A 20,488-nucleotide genomic window follows, 5' to 3' on the forward strand; every position below is an offset into this window, starting at 1 on the left:
CCCCGACCTCCGCTTCTTTTACGCATTTTTCGGCAGATTCCACCCCATGAGTGACAACACGAGTGACAACACGCTTGCGAAGAGTTTCGAGCCCCAAAACATCGAGTCCCATTGGGGCCCGGAATGGGAAAAGCGCGGTTACGCCGCGCCGACCCTGATCGAAGGCAAAAAAGATTTCTCGATCCAGCTCCCGCCGCCGAACGTCACCGGCACGCTGCACATGGGTCACGCATTCAACCAGACCATCATGGACAGCCTCACCCGCTACCACCGCATGCTCGGCGAAAACACGCTGTGGCTGCCTGGAACGGATCACGCGGGGATCGCCACGCAGATCGTGGTGGAACGGCAACTCGATGCACAAGGCGTGTCGCGCCTTGATCTCGGCCGCGAGGAATTCCTGAAACGCGTCTGGGAATGGAAACAGAAATCCGGCTCGACCATCACGGGCCAGGTCCGCCGCCTGGGCGCGTCCATTGACTGGTCGCGAGAATATTTCACGATGGACGACAAAATGTCTCCCGTCGTGCTGGATGTGTTCGTCACGCTGTACAAGCAAGGCCTGATCTATCGCGGCAAACGGCTGGTGAACTGGGACCCGGTGCTGGGCACCGCCGTCTCGGACCTGGAAGTCGCCAGCGAAGAAGAAGCCGGCAGCCTCTGGCACATCCAGTATCCGCTGCCGGACGGCTCCGGCCACGTCACGGTCGCCACCACGCGCCCGGAAACCATGCTCGGCGACACCGCCGTGATGGTCCATCCGGAGGACGAGCGTTACGCTCACCTGATCGGCAAGACGGTCATGCTGCCGTTATCGAACCGGGAAATCCCGGTGATCGCGGACGATTACGTGGATCGCGAGTTCGGCACCGGCGTGGTCAAGGTCACGCCCGCGCACGACTTCAACGACTATCAGGTCGGCCTGCGCCACAAATTGCCGATGATCGAAATCCTCACGCTCGACGCCAAGATCAACGACAACGCGCCGGAAAAGTATCGCGGCATGGACCGCTTCGACGCCCGCAAGCAGGTCGTGGCCGACCTCGAAGCGCTTGGCCTGCTGGAGTCCGTCAAGCCGCACGCGCTGATGGTGCCGCGCGGCGACCGCACGGGCGTGGTGATCGAGCCCATGCTGACCGACCAGTGGTTCGTCGCCATGAGCAAGCCGGCGCCGGAAGGCACGTTCCACCCGGGCAAATCGATCGCTGAAACGGCGCTCGACGTGGTGCGCAATGGTGAAATCAAGTTCGTCCCGGAAAACTGGTCGACGACCTATTACCAGTGGCTCGAAAACATCCAGGACTGGTGTATTTCGCGTCAACTCTGGTGGGGCCACCAGATTCCTGCCTGGTACGGCGATAACGGCGAAATCTTCGTGGCGAAGACCGAGGAAGAAGCCCGCGCGGAAGCCACGGAAAAAGGCTATACCGGCGCGCTCAAACGCGACGACGACGTGCTCGACACCTGGTTTTCATCGGCGCTCGTGCCGTTTTCATCGCTCGGCTGGCCGAACGAAACGCCCGAACTCAAGCACTTCCTGCCCTCCTCGGTCCTCGTGACGGGTTTCGACATCATCTTCTTCTGGGTCGCCCGGATGGTGATGATGACCACGCATTTCACCGGCAAGGTTCCTTTCGATACGGTCTACGTCCACGGTCTCGTGCGCGACGCGGAAGGCCAGAAGATGTCGAAGAGCAAGGGCAATACGCTCGATCCCATCGATATTGTCGACGGTATCGACCTGGAAACGCTTGTTTCCAAGCGGATTACCGGCCTGATGAACCCGAAGCAAGCCGAAAAAATCGAGAAAAAAACCCGCAAGGAGTTCCCGGACGGGATTCAGCCGTTCGGCACGGACGCCCTGCGTTTCACGATGGCGTCCATGGCAACGCTCGGTCGCAACGTGAATTTTGATCTGGCAAGGTGCGAGGGATATCGTAATTTTTGCAATAAGCTGTGGAATGCCACCCGCTTTGTCCTGATGAATACCGAAGGCCACGACTGTGGCTTCGGCAAACCGGAAGAGTGCGAGGCAGGCGATTGCGGACCCGGTGGATACCTCCACTTCTCGCCGGCGGACCGCTGGATCGTGTCGCTTTTGCAGCGCGTGGAAGCGGAGGTGGAGAAAGGTTTCGCCGACTACCGTTTCGACAACGTGGCGAGCGCAATCTACAAATTCGTCTGGGACGAGTATTGCGACTGGTATCTGGAACTGGCCAAGGTGCAGATCCAGACCGGCGCACCCGAGCAGCAGCGCGCTACGCGCCGCACCCTGCTGCGGGTGCTGGAAACGGTGCTGCGTCTCGCGCACCCGGTGATTCCGTTCATCACGGAAGCCTTGTGGCAGAAGGTAGCGCCGCTAACCGACCTCTATCCGCAAGCCGCCGAAGGCGGGCAAACCGCGTCTATCATGATTCAGCGCTACCCGGTCGCACAACCGTCTAAAATTGATGAATCGTCTGAACAGTGGGCAGCCGAACTGAAGGCCATCATCGATTCATGTCGTAATCTGCGCGGTGAGATGAATCTGTCGCCGGCGGTCAAGGTACCGCTGCTGGCAACAGGTGACGAAGCGCAGCTCAAGTCTTTTGCGCCCTATGTCCAGGCGCTGGCGCGTTTGTCGGAGGTGAAGATCATTGCCGACGAATCCGCGCTCGACAAGGAGGCAAGTGGCGCGCCAGTTGCTATCGTAGGAACGAACAAGCTGGTGTTGAAGGTCGAAATCGACATTGCAGCGGAACGCGAACGGCTCACGAAGGAAGTGGATCGGCTGACGCAGGAAATCGCGAAGGCCCGTGTGAAGCTGGAAAACGAAAGTTTCGTGGCGCGCGCGCCCGCTGCGGTGGTGGAGCAGGAGCGCAAGCGGCTGGCGGAATTTGAATCGACTGCTGACAAGTTGAAAGCGCAGTTATCGCGGCTTCCTGCGTAAGCGGCTTGTGCGGGTGGCCTGACAGCCCTTAGCCGGCCCAGGCGCGGTCGGCTAAGGCCTGAAATCAACCGATTGCTTGTTCCGCCTTATAGCAAAGTGCGTATTTGTGCTTGAAGAATTAATCTCGCCGCACTTTTTTATCAACGCATCAACCTGCATCATGGCATTTGCTTCCATGCCGACCGTTTCAGGCTTGACGTTTAAACACGATAAGAGGATCAGGGTCATCAAATGCTAAAAGTTACGAAAGCGGTTTTCCCGGTTGCGGGTCTCGGTACCCGATTCCTCCCCGCGACCAAGGCCAGCCCGAAGGAAATGCTGCCCGTTGTCGACAAACCGCTGATCCAGTACGCGGTCGAAGAGGCCATGGCCGCCGGCATCACGGAGATGATCTTCGTGACGGGCCGCAGCAAACGCGCAATCGAGGATCACTTCGACAAGTCGTACGAGATCGAAGCCGAACTGGAAGCCCGCGGCAAGCAAAAGCTGCTCGACCTCGTGCGCAGCATCAAACCGAGCCACGTGGATTGTTTCTACGTGCGCCAGGCCGAAGCGCTCGGTCTCGGCCATGCCGTGCTGTGCGCGGAAAAGCTGGTGGGCGACAACCCGTTCGCCGTGATTCTCGCGGACGACTTGTTGTACGGCACGCCGCCGGTGATGACGCAGATGATCGAAGTCTTCGATCACTATCACAGCTCCGTGATCGGTGTGGAGGAGATCCCGGCTCAGGATTCCAAGTCGTACGGCGTGATCGACGGAAAAGAGTGGGAAGACAATATTTTCAAGCTGTCGGGCATTGTGGAAAAGCCGGAACCAGAAGTTGCACCGTCGAATCTGGGTGTTGTGGGCCGGTATGTGCTCAAGCCGCGCATCTTCGATCACATTCGTGCCTTGAAGCCGGGCGCCGGTGGCGAACTGCAACTGACGGACGCAATCCAGTCGTTGCTCGCCGACGAACAAGTGCTTGCGTACAAGTATCACGGCACCCGTTTCGATTGCGGCAGCAAGCTGGGCTATTTGAAGGCGACGGTGGAGTTCGCGTTGCGGCATCCGGAAGTGGCCAAGGATTTCCAGGAGTACCTGAATACGCGTTCGCCGCATCTGCTTGGCTAACCAGGCACCAAGCGCTGAACCATAAGCCGCCTGCACGCGGTTTGCGGCCGAAAAAAATGCCCATGGCTAAAACCATGGGCATTTTTCATTGAGCGGTCCCGATCAACGGCGCCGCATCAAAAACGTAAACACCTTGTCGTGCGACGTCGATTCCACCAGCTCATTGCCCGTCTGCTTCGAAAACGCGGCAAAGTCGCGTTGCGAACCCGGATCGGTCGCCAGCACTTTTAATATCTGACCGCTCTGCATATCGGCCAGCGCCTTCTTAGCCCGCAGGATGGGCAGCGGGCACGTGAGCCCGCGCGCATCGACTTCCTTGTGCACTTCCATCAGATTGAGCCTTGTTCGAACCCGCTTATTGATTCCGCTTAATGAGGGTTCGATTTTACCCCAGTGCTTAAAAATTCACCGCCTGGCCTTTAGCCAGGGACTCCCGCATCGCAATACCAATGCGCGTGGCCTCGCGTGCATCGTCAAGCGTCAGACCCGTGGCCGGGCCTCCGGTCAGCGAGGCCACGAACACCTCCGCCTCATTCAGGAACGCTTGCTCGAAGCGCTCGAAGAAGGTCGGCACGCATTCATTGCGGATCCCGCCGGCATCGTAGATTTCTACTCGATTGGCCCGCGGATTGTGTCCCACCGACAACGCCCCGTTTGTTCCCACCACCTCCGTCTGCGTGTCGTGACCGTGGGCGCTGGTCCGCGATGCCTGGAATACCGCGAGCCGGCCGCCCTCGAATTCGCAAATGGAGACACCGTTGTCAATATCGCCGCATTCGGCCAGCCCTTCGTGGATCGCAATCGTGCCGCTGGCGAACACTCGCGTCACGCGCGGATTGCCCAGCATCCAGCGCGCGAGATCGATGTCGTGGACGCTGCAATCGAGGAATAAACCGCCCGACGTGGGCGCGAAACGGACGAAAAAGCCATCGGGATCGTTCTTGTCGACGGTCTGCGAACGGACCATGAACGGCCGGCCGATCGCACCTTGCTGGATCTTGTTGAAAGCGTCGCGATAACTGGCGTCGAAGCGGCGCACGAAACCGATCATCACCTGAAGATCCGGAAAACGCGCGCTTTCTTCAATCACGCGATCGCACTGCGCCAAGTCCAGCGACAACGGTTTTTCGCAGAACACATGCTTGCCTGCGCGCAACGCCGCAATGATCTGGTCAGGATGCAGCGAAGTCGGCGTGACGAGCCAGACCGCATCGAGCGATGTGTCTTTCAGCATGGCTTCGTAGTCGCTGTAGAGCGCGAGTTCGGGCAGGTTGGCGCCCGCCCATTCGCGCTCCGCTGCGACCGGACTGCAAGCAGCCGCTAGCGTCGCGCCTGGCACGTGCCACGCCAGGTTACGTGCATGGCGCTGACCCAGCCGCCCCAATCCGACAATCCCAATCCGCACGGGCGCTTTCATGCTGCCCCCAGCTTGATGATCGTGCCTTCACGCCATGACCGCGTGGCCGCATCGGCGAGTTCCAGCGCCTTCAGGCCGTCCGCCACCGTCGTGCGAACCGGCTTGCCTTCCTGGACGGCATCGAAGAAATGGGCGATTTCCAGCGCGTACGCGGCGCGGTAACGCTCGAGGAAAAATGCTTCCGGCACATCGTTCGATACAGCGGTCTTTGAATACGCAGTGACTTCCGTCGGGCGCACATTGCCGGCTTGCAGCATGCCTTGGCTGCCGAGCAGTTCGAAACGCTGGTCGTATCCGTACGCTGCACGCCGCGTTGTATTGATCTGGCACAAGCGGCCGCGTTTGGTGCGGATCGTGACAGCCGTCGAATCGATATCACCCGCCTCCGCAATCGCCGGGTCCGTCAGACAGCTTCCCGTGGCGTGCAGCGTGTCGGCTTCGTCGTCCAGCATCCAGCGGAAGATGTCGAAATCGTGGATCAGCATGTCCTTGAAAATGCCGCCCGAATGCAAGATGTACTCCACCGGCGGCGCGCCCGGATCACGGCTCGTGATCACCAGCATTTCCGGATCGCCAATTTCACCCGCCTCCACACGCGCCTTCAATGCAGCAAAGGTCGGATCGAAGCGGCGCTGAAAACCGATCATGCAGACCACGCCGGCTTTCGCGACAGCGTCGGCGCAAGCACGCGCGCGCTCGAGCGTCAGGTCGACCGGCTTTTCGCAGAACACATGCTTCTTTTGCGCCGCCGACTTCAGGATCAGGTCGGCATGCGTGTCCGTGCTCGAACACACGACGGTCGCACCAATCGATGCATCGCCGAGCGCGCCTTCCACATCGGCCACTTGTGCACCGTGAAGCGCGGCCAGTGCGGCGGCGGCTTCCCTGTTGACGTCCACCACGTACTTCAGCCGCACACCCGGCTGTTTCGCCAGGTTCGCCGCGTGGATCTTGCCGATCCGCCCTGCTCCGAACACCGCCACATCAATCGTCATAGCCACCTGTCTCCCTTGATTCTTCCACGTTCAGTTCAAGCCGGTACGCAAGCGCGATAAACAGCGCCTGGCACAGGCAGATCGTGCTCGTGAGCGAACGGAACGCGAACGCGCTGCCTTCCTTCACGAACAAATGCGCGCTCGCGTGACGCGCGAGCGGCGAAAGCTGGCCATCGGTAATTACCAGTGTCTTGGCGCCGTGATGCTGCGCGGCGCGCACGCAGTACTGCGTCTCCTTGCCATAAGGCGCGAAGCTGATCGCGATCACCACGTCGCCTTTCTTCACGCTGCGGATCTGCTCCCGATACATGCCGCCGAAACCGGACACCAGATGTACACGTTTCGCCGTGTGCTGCAACGCGTAGACGATATAACTCGCCACCGGGAACGAGCGCCGCACGCCGACCACGTAGATGTTCTCGGCCTGTTCCAGCATCTTCACCGCGGCTTCGAACTGGATGTCGTCGAGACCCGCTTCGAGTTCCTCCAGCCCGCTCCGGCTTGCCGCAATGAATTCGCGCGCCACCGAGCCGCCCGACAACTTTCCCGGCTTTTCATCGATGAGTTTGCGGATGCGCTGCTGATAGCTCTGCGCGGAACCGTTCTGGCCCGTGTAGGCCTGCTTGAAGATTGCCTGGAGGTCGGAGAAGCCCGAGAAGCCGAAGCGCTGGGCAAAGCGCACGACCGCCGAAGGATGCACGCCGCACGCGCTGGCAATGTCTCCGGTGCGATCCATCATCACGTTGCTGCGGTGCTGTTCGATGTACGTCGCCACGCTTTTAAGCTGGCGCGGCAACGCGTCGTACGCCTCGGTGATCCGCTGCATCAGCTCGTCGACTGTCTGGATCTCGGCCGTCTCTTGGGGGTCTTGCGCGTCTTCCTGCATGCCGTGCTCGTCATTGTTCTGTCTTCGATGAAACCGATTATAGATATCCGGAGGAACAAATGGAATTAATTTTCCAAACTTCGAATAGTTAAACTTCCTATTGCAGATCGATCAAACTTGTCCTAATCTTGGTCGTGAGCAAGGGGGCGTCAAACGGTCAAGCGCCGTATGCAAGACGCCGGATGCTCGTTCAGAACAACAACCGTGATAGGTGGAGACAATGAGACTTTGCAATCGCCGAGGCGCCCTGCGCGCGCTCGCGGCTGCCGCTGCGTTGTGCGGCGCAGCAGCACTGAGCAGTCAGGCAGCGCACGCCGCTCCCGACGCCCATTTCGTTTTGATCAGCCACGCGCCGGATTCGGACTCGTGGTGGAACACGATCAAGAACGCCATCAAACAGGCGGACGAGGACTTCAATGTCCAGACGGATTACCGCAATCCGCCGAACGGCGATATTGCCGATATGGCCCGCCTGATCGAACAGGCAGCGGCACGCAACTATGACGGCGTGATCGTCACCATTGCCGACTTCGACGTGCTGAAGGGCGCAATTTCCAAGGTCACGGCGAAGCACATTCCGCTGATCACGATCAACTCGGGCACCGAGGAGCAAAGCGCCCAGCTCGGCGCGATCATGCACGTGGGACAGCCTGAATACACGGCCGGTAAAGCGGCGGGAGAGAAGGCGAAGGCGGCGGGCATCAAGTCGTTCCTGTGCGTCAACCACTACGCGACGAATCCGGCTTCGTTCGAGCGTTGCCGCGGCTTCGCCGATGCGATTGGCGTCGATTTCAAGGCGTCCACGCTGGACGCAGGCCAGGATCCGACGACCGTCCAATCCAAGGTGAGCGCGTATTTGCGTAATCACCCGGACACCCAGGCGGTGCTCGCACTCGGGCCGCTGTCGGCTGATCCGACGATCAAGGCGCTCAAGCAGATGGGCGTTGCCGGCAAGCTCTGGTTCGCGACCTTCGACTTCGACACGGACATCGCGAAGGCGATCCAGGACGGCACGATCCAGTTCGCCATCGACCAGCAACCCTACTTGCAGGGTTATATCCCGGTCGCGGTGCTGGCTATCGTAAAGAAGGATCACACCACCGACCCGGCCAAGATCCGCCAGGCCCTCGAAGCGAATCCGAAGTTCCAGGCGCGGCTTAGCACCTATGGGCTCGCTCCTTCCTACGGGCCGCGCAATATCGGCTCGGGTCCGGGCTTCATCACCAAGGAAAACGTCGACAAGGTACTCAAGTACGCAGGTCAGTACCGTTGAACCCGATGGCGGCGCGGCCAGCGTGACGCATGAGTCAAGCACCGCGCCGCCGTCTTCGAAGCATCTGCAGGCACCAGCAACTTCACACGTCATCCGCACCACTCAACTGTATCGCTCGCGCATCAGCATGTTCGCTTTGTGAACCAGCGCCGCATCGCGAATGAAAGACGAAGGAGACATCATGGGCGTAGCCGGAAAACCTATTCTCTCGGGACATCGCAAGCCGTCTGACGGCGCCGCGACATCGAGCTCATCCACCCCCGCCGCCGACGAGCGCATTCGCCGGCAATCCCGTTTCGGGCACATCCTGAATCGTCCGGAATTCGCGGCAATCTCGGGAGCGGTACTGGTCTTCGTCGTGTTCGGAATCGCCGCCGGCGGCTCGGGCATGTTCAATCTCGACGGCATCATGAACTGGTCGCAGGTGTCCGCTTACCTGGGCATCCTCGCCGTCGGCGCCTGCCTGTTGATGATTGCCGGGGAGTTCGACCTCTCGATCGGCTCCATGATCGGTTTTGCCGGGATGATGGTCGCCATTCCCACCGTCTATTTCCACTGGCCGATCTGGCTCGCGATCATTTTTGCCTTTGCGGGCTGCATGCTGCTCGGCGCGCTGAACGGCTATATCGTCATGCGCACGCGGCTGCCGTCGTTCATTGTCACGCTGGCTTTCCTGTTCATCCTGCGCGGCCTCACGCTTGCGCTGTCGATCATGTTCGCCGACCGGACGATCGTTTCCGGCGTGGGTGACATTGCCGCGAAAGACTGGTTTGCCAATACCCTTTTCCATGGCGTCGCCTTCCACGATATTTTCGCGTGGCTCGGGAAAATAGGAATCCTCAAGATGCTCGACAACGGCCAGCCGCTCGTGCCGGGGATTCCGAAAGTCATCCTCTGGTGGGTTGTGCTCGCAGCCATTGGCGCATTTGTGCTCGCGAAGACCCGTTTCGGCAACTGGATTTTCGCGTCCGGCGGCGACGCGGTGGCGGCCAAGAATGTCGGCGTGCCGGTGCGGCGCGTGAAGATCTCGCTCTTTGTCCTGACTGCGTTCTGTGCATGTCTGTTTGCCGTGCTGCAGGTGTGCGACATCGGTTCGGCTGCGGCTGACCGAGGGCTCGAAAAGGAATTCGAGGCGATCATTGCCGCGGTGATTGGCGGAACCCTGCTGACGGGCGGTTACGGTTCGGTAGTCGGCGCATGTTTCGGCGCGCTCATCTTCGGCGTGGTCCAGATCGGCATTGGCTACACCAGCGTGCCCTCTGACTGGTTCCGCGTGTTCCTCGGCATGATGCTGCTGATCGCCGTGCTGTTCAATCACTACGTGCGCCGCCGCGTTTCACAGGCTCAATAAACAGGCTCAATAAACAGGCTCAATAAGGTCAAGGAGAACAAACCATGTCCGATCCCATCCAGAGCGCACCGCCCGCGCCCGCCGACACCATCCTCGCACTGGAAAACGTCAGCAAGTTCTTCGGCAAGGTGATTGCGCTGAACGGCGTCACGCTGCGCCTGAAACGCGGCGAAGTGCACTGCCTGCTCGGCGACAACGGCGCCGGTAAATCCACCCTGATCAAGACGCTTGCCGGAGTGCATACGCCCTCCGCCGGCGAGTATCTCGTCGATGGCAAACCGGTCCACTTCGGCTCGCCGAAAGAAGCGCTCGATCTGGGCATTGCAACGGTCTATCAGGATCTCGCGCTGGTGCCGCTGCTGTCGGTGGCGCGTAATTTTTTCATGGGACGCGAGCCGCAGAAAAAGCGCTTCGGCTTTATCAACGTGATGGACCTGGACCTCGCCGCCGAAACATCGCGTGCGCGGCTCTCCGAAATGGGCATCAATGTGCGCGACCCGCACCAGCCTATTGGCACGATGTCCGGTGGCGAGAAGCAATGTCTCGCCATTGCGCGGGCGATTCACTTCGGTGCGCGCGTGCTGATCCTCGATGAACCTACCGCCGCGCTCGGCGTGAAGCAGAGTTTCAATGTGCTGAAGCTGATTCACACGGCGCGCGCCAAAGGCATCTCCGTGATCTTCATCACGCACAACGTGCATCACGCGTATCCCATCGGCGATTCGTTCACGTTGCTCAATCGCGGCAAATCGATGGGCACGTTCACGAAGGACACCATCACCAAGAACGAAGTGCTCGACATGATGGCGGGCGGCGCCGAGATGCAGCAAATGATGAACGAACTGGAAGGCGAGCCGGCTTAGGCAGGTACGTACGGCCGCGCTCGTTTGTCGTCATCTACAGAACAGGATTGAACATGGCATTGCAATCATCAACCGGATCGCGCTTCGCAACTGGGCGAACCCGCGACATCATCTGCCTCGGGCGGCTCGCGGTCGATCTCTACGCGCAGCAAGTCGGCGCACGGCTCGAAGACGTGTCGAGCTTCGCGAAATATCTCGGTGGATCGTCCGCGAATATTGCATTCGGGTGCGCGCGGCTCGGCCTCAAATCCGCGATGCTCTCACGCGTGGGCAACGACCACATGGGCCGCTTTCTCACCGAGACGCTGGAGCGCGAAGGCTGTGATACGAGCCACGTGCGTATTGACCATGATCGTCTCACCGGGTTGGTGCTCCTTGGCATAGAAGACCGCGATACGTTCCCGCTCGTGTTCTATCGCGATGACTGCGCGGATATGGCCGTCGATGAAAACGACTTCGACGAGGCGTTCATCGCTTCATCGAAAGCGCTGCTGATTACGGGCACGCACTTCTCCACCGACCAGGTCAACCGCGCGAGCCGCCGCGCGCTCGAATACGCCCGGCGCAACCAGGTCCGCACGGTGCTCGATATTGATTACCGGCCGGTACTTTGGGGGCTCACCGGCAAAGCCGATGGCGAGACACGATTCATCGCAAACGAGGGTGTGACCGCACATCTGCAAAGAATCTTGCCGTTGATGGATCTCGTGATCGGCACGGAAGAAGAGTTTCGGATTGCGGGCGGCAAGGATAATTTGATCGATGCGCTCGTGGCCGTGCGCGCCGTAACAGCCGCCATGCTGGTGGTCAAGCGCGGCCCGATGGGTTGCTCGATCGTCGACGGCGCCGTGCCGGCTTCCATCGACGATGCGCCGGTTCATCGCGGCGTGGAAGTGGAAGTGCTGAACGTCCTCGGCGCGGGTGACGCCTTCGCGTCCGGGTTCCTCGCCGGATGGCTGAGAGACCAACCGCTGGAAGTCTGCGCGCGCACGGCGAATGCATGCGGCGGGCTGGTCGTATCGCGTCACGGTTGCGCCCCCGCCATGCCCACGCCCGCCGAGCTCAGCTACTTCCTCGATGCCGCAAACGCCGACCCGGTCCGCATGCGCAGGCCCGATCGCGATGCAACGCTCGCGCGCCTGCATCGTGTAACGCCCGCTCGTAAAACGTGGGACGAAGTGCTCGGTTTCGCCTTCGATCACCGCAACCAGTTCTTCGATCTCGCGCAGCAAACCGGCGCGGATGAATCGCGCATCGCCGCGCTCAAAGCCTTGTTCGTGGAAGCCGTAGCGCAGACCGAAAAAGAACGCGGCCTGGAAGGGCGCATTGGCGTGCTGATCGACGACCGCTATGGTCAGGACGCGTTGAACGCGGCGACGGGTCGTGGCTGGTGGATCGGCCGCCCCGTGGAATTGCCTGGCTCCATGCCGCTGGTCTTCGATCATGGCCGGTCGATCGGCACGACGCTGATCGAGTGGCCGCGCGAGCATGTCGCGAAGTGCCTGGTCCACTATCATCCCGATCATCCGCACAATCTTCGTCTGGAACAGGAAGCGCAGATTCGCGCACTGTACGACGCGGTCCAGGTGAGCGGACACGAGTTATTGCTCGAAGTCATTGTGCCGAAGAACGGCCCGCCCATCGAGGAAGACACTGCTTTGCGTTCGCTGAAACGCCTCTACAACCTTGGCATCTATCCCGAGTGGTGGAAGCTCGAACCCATGAGCGCGACGCAGTGGCAAGCGATCGATGCACTGATCGCCGAGCGTGATCCGACGTGCCGCGGCGTCGTGCTGTTGGGCTTGTCCGCAGCCGTCGATCAACTGTGCGAGGGCTTCAAGCCGGCGGCGTTGTCGAAGACGTGTCGCGGATTTACCGTCGGCAGGACGATCTTTCACGAGCCGAGTCACGCGTGGCTGGCGGGTTCCATCGACGACGCGGAGCTTATCGCGCGGGTTCGACGGACCTTTGAAACATTGATCGATGCATGGCGCGAAGCACGGGCAAAAAACACCACGCAAGCGCTCACGCAGGAGCAGGCAGCATGAACAGCACGCTTCGTTTGACCACCGCGCAGGCGCTGGTCCGCTATCTCGCCGCCCAGCAAACCCCGGACGGCGAACCGCTGTTCGGCGGCGTCTTCGCCATCTTCGGGCATGGCAACGTGGCAGGAATCGGCGAGGCATTGTACGCACATCGCGAGACGCTGCCGACCTATCGCGCGCATAACGAGCAAGCAATGGCGCACGCGGCGATTGCGTATGCGAAGGCGCACTTTCGACGCCGCATGATGGCGGTGACCACGTCCATTGGTCCGGGTGCGACCAACCTGGTGACGGCCGCCGCGCTCGCGCACGTGAACCGGCTGCCGGTGTTGCTGCTGCCCGGCGATGTGTTCGTGTCACGCGCGCCCGATCCGGTCTTGCAGCAAGTGGAAGATTTCGCCGATGGCGGCATTTCCGCGAACGACGCGTTGAAACCCGTCTCGCGTTACTTCGACCGTATCGTGCATCCGGCGCAATTGCTGACTGCGCTGCCGCGCGCCATGCGCGTGCTGACGGACGCCGCATTGTGCGGACCGGTGACGCTCGCGCTGCCGCAAGACGTGCAGGCGATGGCCTACGACTACCCCGCGTCGTTCTTCGAGCCGCGCGTGGTGTCGTTCCATACGCCCTCGCCCATCGATGAGGAAATCGCGAACGCCGCCGCTGCATTGCGCGCCGCTAAAAAGCCCTTGCTCGTGTCAGGCGGTGGCGTGCTTTACGGCCTCGCGACCGACGCGCTGCGCTCTTTCGCCGAGCGTCACGGCATCCCCGTTGCCGAAACGCAAGCGGGTAAAAGTGCGCTCGCGTGGGACCATCCGCTGAATCTTGGCGGTATTGGGGTGACGGGATCGGACGCTGCCAACGAGCTCGCACACGAGGCGGATTGCGTGCTCGCGGTCGGTACGCGGCTGCAGGATTTCACGACCGGATCGAACACGCTGTTCGCGCAGGCCAAGCTGGTTGGTATCAATGCAAATGCATTCGATGCCTTGAAACAAGGCGCTTTATCGGTAGAGGCGGATGCGCGTCTTGCCCTCGACGCATTGAGCGCGGCGCTCGACGACTGGCGCGCGTCGCCACCGTGGACCGCACGCGCGCATGAACTCGCGGATAGCTGGCGCGCCACCGTCGACCAGGTGACGAACGCATCGCAAGACGACGACACGTTGCCGCGCGAAGCCGATGTGATCGGTGCTGTGCAGCGCTCGAGCGCGCAGTCAGCCTCGCATGACGTGGTGGTATGCGCTGCCGGCACCCTGCCGGCCGATCTGCAAAAGCTGTGGCGAACGAGCACCCCCGGCGGTTACCACGTCGAATACGGTTACTCGTGCATGGGTTATGAAATCGCGGGCGGACTTGGTGCGAAACTCGCACGGCCGGCAAGCGAAGTGATCGTGATAGTCGGCGACGGCAGCTATCTGATGATGAACAGCGAGCTGGCGACGTCCGTCATGCTTGGGGCCAAACTGATCGTGGTGCTGCTCGACAACCGCGGATACGGTTGTATCAACCGCCTGCAGCAAGCATGCGGCGGCGCTCCGTTCAACAACCTGATCGACGATTGCCGCCAGGGTCCTGAAGGCGCACCCGCTATCGACTTCGCGATGCATGCGCGCTCGCTCGGCGCGAGCGCTGAACACGTGGCTAATATCGACGAACTCGAAGCCGCGATGCAACGCGCACGCGCGTCCACCCGCTCGTATCTGATCAGCATCGACACCGATCCGGCACGTCCTACTGAAGAAGGCGGCTGGTGGTGGGAAGTCGCGGTGCCGGAAGTGTCGTCGCGCGAAGCGGTGCGCTCGGCGCGCGCAAACTATGAACATGAAATCACGGCGCGTTCGAAGCGCACGAAGGAATAAGCGATGAGCACGTTCGATGTACGAATCGGCATCAACCCGCTGTCATGGATGAACGACGATCTGCCCTCTCTCGGCGGCGAGACACCGCTGAGCGTGGCGCTGACCGAAGGCAAGCAGATTGGCTATGAAGGGTTTGAACTCGGCAACAAATTCCCGCGCGAGCCGCAAGCGCTGAAAACCTTGCTTGCCGGATACGACCTCGCACTCGTCTCGGGCTGGTATTCCGGGAGGCTGGCCGAACGCAGCGCCGAGGACGAAATCGCGGCCGTGGGTCCGCATCTCGACCTGCTGGCGAAGAACGGTGCGACGGTCATGGTGTACGGCGAAGTATCGGACTCGATCCAGGGCTCGCCGCGACCGCTGTACCAGCGCCCGCGCTTTTTCTCCGATGACCGCTGGAACGAATACGCGACGCGCCTGAACACCTTCGCTGAATACACGCTCTCGCGCGGCGTCCGGGTGGCGTATCACCATCACATGGGCGCGTATGTGGAGACGCCTGCGGATGTCGACCGACTGATGAGCCTCACGAACGAAGCCGTGGGCCTGCTCTTCGATGCCGGACACATTACGTTCGCCGGCGGCGATCCGCTCACGGTTCTCAACAAGCACATCGCGCGCGTTTGCCATGTGCATTGCAAGGATGTACGGCCAGAAATCACCAAGCTTGCCCGGAACCGGAACTGGAGTTTCCTGGAAGCAGTGATCAACGGCGCGTTCACCGTTCCAGGCGACGGCACGGTAGACTTTCCATCGATCATCGCCCGGTTGAAGCAGCACGGTTATCGCGGCTGGCTCGTGGTTGAAGCGGAGCAGGATCCGGTCATTGCCACCAGCTATGCGTACGCCGAAAAAGGCTACAAGACGCTGCGTGCGCTCGTAGACCAAAACCTTCAGGAGGCAGCATGAGCCTGCTCGTCAAGGCATCGCGCGAAGGCCAGACTATCGCGCGCGTCACGCCGGAAACGGCGCTATGGAAACACGTGGGCTTCGCTGCTTACCGACTGGAAACCGGGGACATCGTGCATGTGCATGAAGCACAGCGCGAGGTCTGCATTGTGGTGTTGTCCGGAACGGTGAGCATAGAAGCCGGAGATCATAAATGGGAGAAACTCGGCACGCGCGACAGCGTGTTCGAAGACACTGCGCCCTACGCCGTTTATCTCCCGCCCAAGCTCGCCGCGACTATTCGCGCCGACCGCGATGCGGAAGTCGGTGTGGCGAGTGCGCCCGCTACGGGCAAGTACCCGGCGCGGTTGATCGAGCCGTCGCAGATGAAACGCTCGACCCGCGGCAAAGGCGCGAATACGCGATACGTGTGCGATATTCTTCCGCAAACCGAACCCGCCGAAGGCCTGCTCGTGGTCGAAGTCAAGACCCCCGGCGGCCATGCGTCGAGCTACCCTCCGCACAAGCACGACAAGGACAATGTGCCGGTGGAGAGTTCACTTGAAGAGACTTATTATCATCGGCTGAATCCGCCGCAGGGGTTTGCGTTCCAGCGCGTCTACACTGACGAACGCGATCTCGATGAAACCATGGCCGTTGAAGATCATGACGTCGTCATGGTGCCGCGTGGTTATCATCCGGTCGTGGTGCCGTATGGCTACGACAATTACTACCTGAACGTGATGGCCGGCGACAAGCGAACCTGGCACTTCAAGAACGATCCGAAGCACGAGTGGATCGTGGAGAGGGATAGCAAGGCTTCGTAAGCTAACCTACAGAGAGCCATTCGTTGATCACACGCTCGTTCGCAGCAAGGGCGGCGGGCGTGTCGTCGAAGACGATTTTGCCGTGACCCATCACGGCGACCCGCGTGGCCAGATCACGCGCAATGCTCATGCGTTGTTCGATCAGGAGAATCGCCACGCCACGGTCCCGCAGGTTCTTCAGGCATGAAGAGACTTGCTCCACGACCTGTGGCGCGAGCCCTTCCGTCGGTTCATCGACGATCACGAACGACGGATCGCCCATCAACGTCCGGGCAAGCGCGAGCATTTGCTGCTCGCCTCCTGACAACATCCCCGCCTTCACGGCCGCACGTTCCTGCAACACGGGGAAAAGTTGCTCGGCGTCGTTGATGGTGAAACTGCTGAACCGCGATCCGCCCCGCTTGATGCCAAGCTGCAGGTTCTCGCGCACGCTTAACGTAGGGAAGACATCACGCTGTTCAGGCACGTAGCCCAGGCCCATCCGCGCGATAACGTGAGGCCGTTTTCCGATCATCGATACCCCGCGAAAGTTTGCTACCCCTTGCGCGTGTACCAGCCCCATCAGCGCTTTGGCGAGCGTCGAGCGTCCCGAGCCGTTGCGTCCCGCCAGGGCCACGATCTCGCCCTCGCCTATGCGCAGGCTCACGCCGTGCAGTACATGACTTGCGCCGTATCCAGCGTTCAGGCCATCGATTTCAAGCAACCTGGTCATGGCATTTCGCCGAGATAGGCCGTGCGAACCGATGGGTTCGCTGCAATTTCAGCGGGCGTTCCCGTCGCAATCACGCGGCCTTGCACAAGCACCGAAATGCGATCGGCGAGCGCAAACACCGCTTCCGTATCGTGCTCCACGATCAACAAGGTCTTGCCCTGCGTCGTCTCGCGAATTAACGCGAGTGCACGCACGGCTTCCGCGCGATTCATGCCGGCGGTGGGTTCATCGAGCAACAGCACGGACGCACCCGTGGCCAGCGCGAGGCCCAGATCAAGCGCGCGCAACTCGGCATAGCTGAGGCTGGTGGCGAGTGCATCGCTGTGATCGGCAAGACCGATAGCCGTTATGACCCGATGCGCCTCCTCGTCGATCACGCTCGAACGGAACCATCGATCCTTCCAGGTGGCTACGCGAGAGCCAAGCGCCGCGCAACGGACGTTGTCGCGGACGGTGAGACCCGTGAACACGCTTGTGGTCTGGAAGCTGCGCGCGAGGCCCTTGCGCCCCAACCGATGAGCCGGCATCCCGGTGACGTCGACGCCGTTCAACGCGATGCGGCCACTCGTGGGTTGCGTGCGTCCCGCAATCAGGTCGAACAGAGTGGACTTGCCGGCGCCGTTGGGACCGATCAACGCATGACGCTCGCCTTCACGAATGCTCAGATCGACACCGCGAAGAATCTGCGTCGCACCGAAACGCTTCGTGATCTCCTTCAGTTCGAGCGCGGTGTTCATGGTGCGCTCCGGGCTTGTCGTGTGAATAGAACCGCAATCACAGCGCTGAAGAACGCGAAGCACCAGGGAGCGGCATGCCGGCCATCGAGAAGGAAACCCGCGATGTGCGCAAGGCCGTCGCCATGACTATCGAATTGCAGCGCGTAAGCGAGTTCCATAGCGATGACGATCGCCAGCATCCAAGCGCCGGCGGCGCACAACGCAAACGCGGTAACTACGTAACCCTCACGTGATCGTGCAGCAATAAAGCCCACCATGCCCTTGGGCGCCACCACCACAACCCACACAAAAAACAGCCCAAGATAGGCCACCCACGCCACCGATACACTCCCCACCGCCAGGCTGAAAAACGTCAGCACCACGGCGCCCAGCACCGGCCCAAAGAATTCCGCAGTCCCACCGATCACCGCTGCGATCAGCACGCTTCCCGAACGCGCGAGGCCTACCCCTTCCGCCGATGCCAGCTCCACATTGATCAGCCCCAGCCCGCCGGCCACACCCGCGAAAAACGCCGCGACGATCACCATCACAAAGCGCACGCGGCGCGGATCGAAGCCGATAGCCGCCGCACGCACGGGGTTATCGCGCACCGCATTCGCCACCCGCACGAACGGCGTGCGCGAGAACACGAACATCGCGATACACGCCAGCACGCACCATCCGGCGATCAGGGCATAGGCCTGAATCGAAGGCCCGAAGTTCAAGCCGAAGAGGACAGGGCCGCTCGCCCGATCGATAGGAACACCGCCCTCGCCGCCGAACCATCCCGGCACAAGCCACACACCCGCCGCGACCAGTTCGCCGATACCAAGCGTGATCATCGCGAATGTCGTACCGGCACGACGCGTTGAAAAAAAGCCGAATACGATCGCCGCGAGAGCCGCCGACACGCCGCCGATCAACGGCAAAAGGGGCAGCGGCATGGGGTATCGATTGAAGATTTGCGCGGCGGCAAACGCTCCGAGCCCGGCGTACACGGCGTGCCCGAACGACAGCAATCCTGTCTCGCCGAGCAGCAAGTTGAATGAGAGAGCGAACACGATCATGGTCGCGGTTTGCGCGAGATAGGCGAGCAGCCAGCTCTGCGAGGTGAAGACCGGCGGCAACGCAAGACCGGCCACGAGCAGCAGCCACGGAAGCGCTTGACGCAGAGCGGTGCGGGAGTGGGTGAGAGAGTCAAGCATCGTCATCGCCACGCTGGCCGAAGAGTCCGCGAGGGCGCAGCGCGAGCATCGCGACCAGCAGCACATACGGCAGCACGGGCGCGATCTGCGCGACGCTCAATGCAGCCCAGGCGGGCGGCAACGGAACGCCGGCAAACTGGGCGGCGCTCCCAAGCGACAACGTAGTCCCGACTGCAAACGTCTGCACGCATCCGATCAGAAGCGACGCCACCAGCGCTCCGCCCACCGACCCGAGGCCACCGACGACCACGACAACGAACACGATGGGGCCGATGTTCTCGGCCATAGAAGGTTCGATCACGAACAGCGGCGCGCCGATCACGCCCGCCAGCGCAGCGAGCGCGGTGCCTGTCGCGAACACCAGCGTAAACACACGGGGAACGTTGTGCCCAAGCGTCTCGACGGTCGCGGCATGGGTGAGCGCGGCCCTCACTACAAGGCCTATTCGCGAGACCCGCAGCACGGCATACAAAGCCAGCAGCATGGCCAGCGATACACCCATCATGAATGCGCGATAACGCGGGAAAGCGGCGCCGTAGAGCGTGAACAACGGACCATCGAGGCCTGAAGGAACAACCGCGTTGATAGGCGCAAGACCCCAGACCAGCTTCACGACTTCAGCGATCAGATAGGCCGCGCCGAACGTCAGCAGAAGCTCCGCGAGCGCGCCGCGGGTTTCAATCCGGCGCAATAAAAACCGCTCGAACAAACCGCCGAGCGCGCCAACGAGCAAAGGCGAAATGACCAGCGCAAACCAGAAACCCCCGACGGCCGCAAGCGCGTAACCCACATAGGCGCCGAGCATATAAAAGCTCGCATGCGCGAAGTTGAGAACGCCCATCATGCTGAAGATCAGCGTCAGTCCCGCCGACAGCATGAACAGCAGCAACCCGACGCTCACTCCATTCAGAAGGTTGATCGCGAACCACTGAACGAATGAGGTCACGTTACGCGGACCTACCCGGTGACCATGCTGACGAGCGGCTTGAGTGCCGCGACGAGCGTGTCGGGCAGCGGCACCGGACGGCGCGTATCGCGATCGACATAGACGTGCACGAAATGCCCTTGCGCCGCAGGTTGCTCAGAGCCCGCGCTGAAGATGCCCACTTCGTAACGCACGCTTGTGGACCCGAGTCGCGTCACGCGCAGGCCGGCATCGATGCGATCGGGAAACGCGAGCGAAGCGAAGTAGCTGCAATGCGTTTCCACCACGAGCCCGATCGTCTTGCCAGCTTCAAGGTCGAGCGCGCCGTGCCGGATCAGATACTCGTTCACGACCGTATCGAAGTAGCTGTAATACACCACGTTGTTCACGTGGCCGTAGAGATCGTTATCGGACCAGCGCGTATTGATCGACAGAAAATGCGGATAATCCGCGCGCGTCGTGGGTACAGGGCGGCTCATGG

At 61.2% G+C, this 20,488-nt stretch carries 18 protein-coding genes; 9 read left to right on the plus strand and 9 right to left on the minus strand.

The window, feature by feature from the left end; all coding sequences use genetic code 11:
• Positions 1-46 precede the first annotated feature (46 nt).
• Both AWB69_RS09265 and galU read left to right on the plus strand, forming a co-directional pair.
• Complete coding sequence (locus tag AWB69_RS09265; protein ID WP_062084602.1) at positions 47-2,929, plus strand: valine--tRNA ligase; 2,883 nt, start codon at positions 47-49, stop codon at positions 2,927-2,929.
• Positions 2,930-3,160: 231 nt separating this feature from the next.
• Positions 3,161-4,042: a UTP--glucose-1-phosphate uridylyltransferase GalU gene (gene galU, locus AWB69_RS09270; RefSeq protein WP_062084603.1), complete on the plus strand. Its 882-nt coding sequence runs from the start codon at positions 3,161-3,163 to the stop codon at positions 4,040-4,042.
• A 102-nt stretch (positions 4,043-4,144) separates the two neighbouring features.
• On the opposite strand, the gene AWB69_RS09275 is transcribed toward galU, so the two are convergent.
• The 4 genes from AWB69_RS09275 to AWB69_RS09290 form a co-directional block, all read right to left on the minus strand.
• Positions 4,145-4,372, minus strand: a complete 228-nt coding sequence (locus AWB69_RS09275) for a sulfurtransferase TusA family protein (protein ID WP_062084604.1) — start codon at positions 4,370-4,372, stop codon at positions 4,145-4,147.
• A 67-nt stretch (positions 4,373-4,439) separates the two neighbouring features.
• On the minus strand, positions 4,440-5,459 hold the full coding sequence (locus AWB69_RS09280; protein WP_062084605.1) for a Gfo/Idh/MocA family oxidoreductase: 1,020 nt from the start codon (positions 5,457-5,459) through the stop codon (positions 4,440-4,442).
• Positions 5,456-6,454, minus strand: a complete 999-nt coding sequence (gene iolG, locus AWB69_RS09285) for an inositol 2-dehydrogenase (protein WP_062084606.1) — start codon at positions 6,452-6,454, stop codon at positions 5,456-5,458. Before iolG ends, AWB69_RS09280 begins: the two co-directional genes overlap by 4 nt.
• The gene (locus tag AWB69_RS09290; protein WP_062084607.1) at positions 6,444-7,340 is read right to left on the minus strand and encodes a MurR/RpiR family transcriptional regulator; all 897 of its coding nucleotides are present in this window, start codon (positions 7,338-7,340) and stop codon (positions 6,444-6,446) included. Before AWB69_RS09290 ends, iolG begins: the two co-directional genes overlap by 11 nt.
• A gap of 220 nt (positions 7,341-7,560) precedes the next feature.
• Here AWB69_RS09290 and AWB69_RS09295 point away from each other — a divergent pair, with 220 nt between their 5' ends.
• The 7 genes from AWB69_RS09295 (at position 7,561) to iolB (ending at position 16,449) form a co-directional block, all read left to right on the plus strand.
• Positions 7,561-8,613, plus strand: coding sequence for a sugar ABC transporter substrate-binding protein (locus AWB69_RS09295; RefSeq protein WP_062084608.1), 1,053 nt, complete (start codon positions 7,561-7,563; stop codon positions 8,611-8,613).
• Between the two features lie 181 nt (positions 8,614-8,794).
• A complete protein-coding gene (locus AWB69_RS09300) occupies positions 8,795-9,964 on the plus strand; it encodes an ABC transporter permease (protein ID WP_062084609.1) in 1,170 nt (389 codons plus the stop codon).
• Positions 9,965-10,008: 44 nt separating this feature from the next.
• Entirely contained in the window at positions 10,009-10,827 is an 819-nt protein-coding gene (locus AWB69_RS09305; protein WP_062084610.1) for an ATP-binding cassette domain-containing protein, read from the plus strand.
• Positions 10,828-10,880: 53 nt separating this feature from the next.
• Entirely contained in the window at positions 10,881-12,875 is a 1,995-nt protein-coding gene (locus AWB69_RS09310; RefSeq protein WP_062084611.1) for a bifunctional 5-dehydro-2-deoxygluconokinase/5-dehydro-2-deoxyphosphogluconate aldolase, read from the plus strand.
• Positions 12,872-14,734, plus strand: a complete 1,863-nt coding sequence (iolD, locus tag AWB69_RS09315; protein ID WP_231937041.1) for a 3D-(3,5/4)-trihydroxycyclohexane-1,2-dione acylhydrolase (decyclizing) — start codon at positions 12,872-12,874, stop codon at positions 14,732-14,734. The genes AWB69_RS09310 and iolD overlap by 4 nt, the downstream gene beginning before the upstream one ends.
• Before the next feature lie 3 nt (positions 14,735-14,737).
• Complete coding sequence (iolE, locus tag AWB69_RS09320; protein ID WP_062084613.1) at positions 14,738-15,643, plus strand: myo-inosose-2 dehydratase; 906 nt, start codon at positions 14,738-14,740, stop codon at positions 15,641-15,643.
• Positions 15,640-16,449, plus strand: coding sequence for a 5-deoxy-glucuronate isomerase (gene iolB / locus AWB69_RS09325; RefSeq protein ID WP_062084614.1), 810 nt, complete (start codon positions 15,640-15,642; stop codon positions 16,447-16,449). The genes iolE and iolB overlap by 4 nt, the downstream gene beginning before the upstream one ends.
• A gap of 1 nt (position 16,450) precedes the next feature.
• On the opposite strand, the gene AWB69_RS09330 is transcribed toward iolB, so the two are convergent.
• From AWB69_RS09330 to AWB69_RS09350, 5 genes are all read right to left on the minus strand, one after another.
• Positions 16,451-17,161, minus strand: coding sequence for an ABC transporter ATP-binding protein (locus AWB69_RS09330; RefSeq protein ID WP_062084615.1), 711 nt, complete (start codon positions 17,159-17,161; stop codon positions 16,451-16,453).
• A complete protein-coding gene (locus AWB69_RS09335) occupies positions 17,158-17,898 on the minus strand; it encodes an ABC transporter ATP-binding protein (RefSeq protein WP_062084616.1) in 741 nt (246 codons plus the stop codon). Before AWB69_RS09335 ends, AWB69_RS09330 begins: the two co-directional genes overlap by 4 nt.
• Complete coding sequence (locus tag AWB69_RS09340) at positions 17,895-19,088, minus strand: branched-chain amino acid ABC transporter permease (protein WP_231937042.1); 1,194 nt, start codon at positions 19,086-19,088, stop codon at positions 17,895-17,897. The genes AWB69_RS09335 and AWB69_RS09340 overlap by 4 nt, the downstream gene beginning before the upstream one ends.
• Positions 19,075-19,959 (minus strand): branched-chain amino acid ABC transporter permease, encoded by an 885-nt coding sequence (locus AWB69_RS09345; protein WP_062084683.1) that lies wholly within the window; start codon positions 19,957-19,959, stop codon positions 19,075-19,077. Before AWB69_RS09345 ends, AWB69_RS09340 begins: the two co-directional genes overlap by 14 nt.
• 80 nt (positions 19,960-20,039) lie before the next feature.
• Complete coding sequence (locus tag AWB69_RS09350; protein ID WP_062084618.1) at positions 20,040-20,486, minus strand: acyl-CoA thioesterase; 447 nt, start codon at positions 20,484-20,486, stop codon at positions 20,040-20,042.
• Positions 20,487-20,488 lie beyond the last annotated feature (2 nt).

The organism is Caballeronia udeis (genome assembly GCF_001544555.2).
Taxonomy (GTDB): domain Bacteria; phylum Pseudomonadota; class Gammaproteobacteria; order Burkholderiales; family Burkholderiaceae; genus Caballeronia; species Caballeronia udeis.

Coding starts and splice junctions, on each gene's coding strand:
- AWB69_RS09265 (WP_062084602.1), top strand. CDS start 47: ATGAGTGACAACACGAGTGACAACACGCTTGCGAAGAGTTTCGAGCCC.
- galU (WP_062084603.1), top strand. CDS start 3,161: ATGCTAAAAGTTACGAAAGCGGTTTTCCCGGTTGCGGGTCTCGGTACC.
- AWB69_RS09275 (WP_062084604.1), bottom strand. CDS start 4,372: ATGGAAGTGCACAAGGAAGTCGATGCGCGCGGGCTCACGTGCCCGCTG.
- AWB69_RS09280 (WP_062084605.1), bottom strand. CDS start 5,459: ATGAAAGCGCCCGTGCGGATTGGGATTGTCGGATTGGGGCGGCTGGGT.
- iolG (WP_062084606.1), bottom strand. CDS start 6,454: ATGACGATTGATGTGGCGGTGTTCGGAGCAGGGCGGATCGGCAAGATC.
- AWB69_RS09290 (WP_062084607.1), bottom strand. CDS start 7,340: ATGCAGGAAGACGCGCAAGACCCCCAAGAGACGGCCGAGATCCAGACA.
- AWB69_RS09295 (WP_062084608.1), top strand. CDS start 7,561: ATGAGACTTTGCAATCGCCGAGGCGCCCTGCGCGCGCTCGCGGCTGCC.
- AWB69_RS09300 (WP_062084609.1), top strand. CDS start 8,795: ATGGGCGTAGCCGGAAAACCTATTCTCTCGGGACATCGCAAGCCGTCT.
- AWB69_RS09305 (WP_062084610.1), top strand. CDS start 10,009: ATGTCCGATCCCATCCAGAGCGCACCGCCCGCGCCCGCCGACACCATC.
- AWB69_RS09310 (WP_062084611.1), top strand. CDS start 10,881: ATGGCATTGCAATCATCAACCGGATCGCGCTTCGCAACTGGGCGAACC.
- iolD (WP_231937041.1), top strand. CDS start 12,872: ATGAACAGCACGCTTCGTTTGACCACCGCGCAGGCGCTGGTCCGCTAT.
- iolE (WP_062084613.1), top strand. CDS start 14,738: ATGAGCACGTTCGATGTACGAATCGGCATCAACCCGCTGTCATGGATG.
- iolB (WP_062084614.1), top strand. CDS start 15,640: ATGAGCCTGCTCGTCAAGGCATCGCGCGAAGGCCAGACTATCGCGCGC.
- AWB69_RS09330 (WP_062084615.1), bottom strand. CDS start 17,161: ATGACCAGGTTGCTTGAAATCGATGGCCTGAACGCTGGATACGGCGCA.
- AWB69_RS09335 (WP_062084616.1), bottom strand. CDS start 17,898: ATGAACACCGCGCTCGAACTGAAGGAGATCACGAAGCGTTTCGGTGCG.
- AWB69_RS09340 (WP_231937042.1), bottom strand. CDS start 19,088: ATGACGATGCTTGACTCTCTCACCCACTCCCGCACCGCTCTGCGTCAA.
- AWB69_RS09345 (WP_062084683.1), bottom strand. CDS start 19,959: ATGCTGTCGGCGGGACTGACGCTGATCTTCAGCATGATGGGCGTTCTC.
- AWB69_RS09350 (WP_062084618.1), bottom strand. CDS start 20,486: ATGAGCCGCCCTGTACCCACGACGCGCGCGGATTATCCGCATTTTCTG.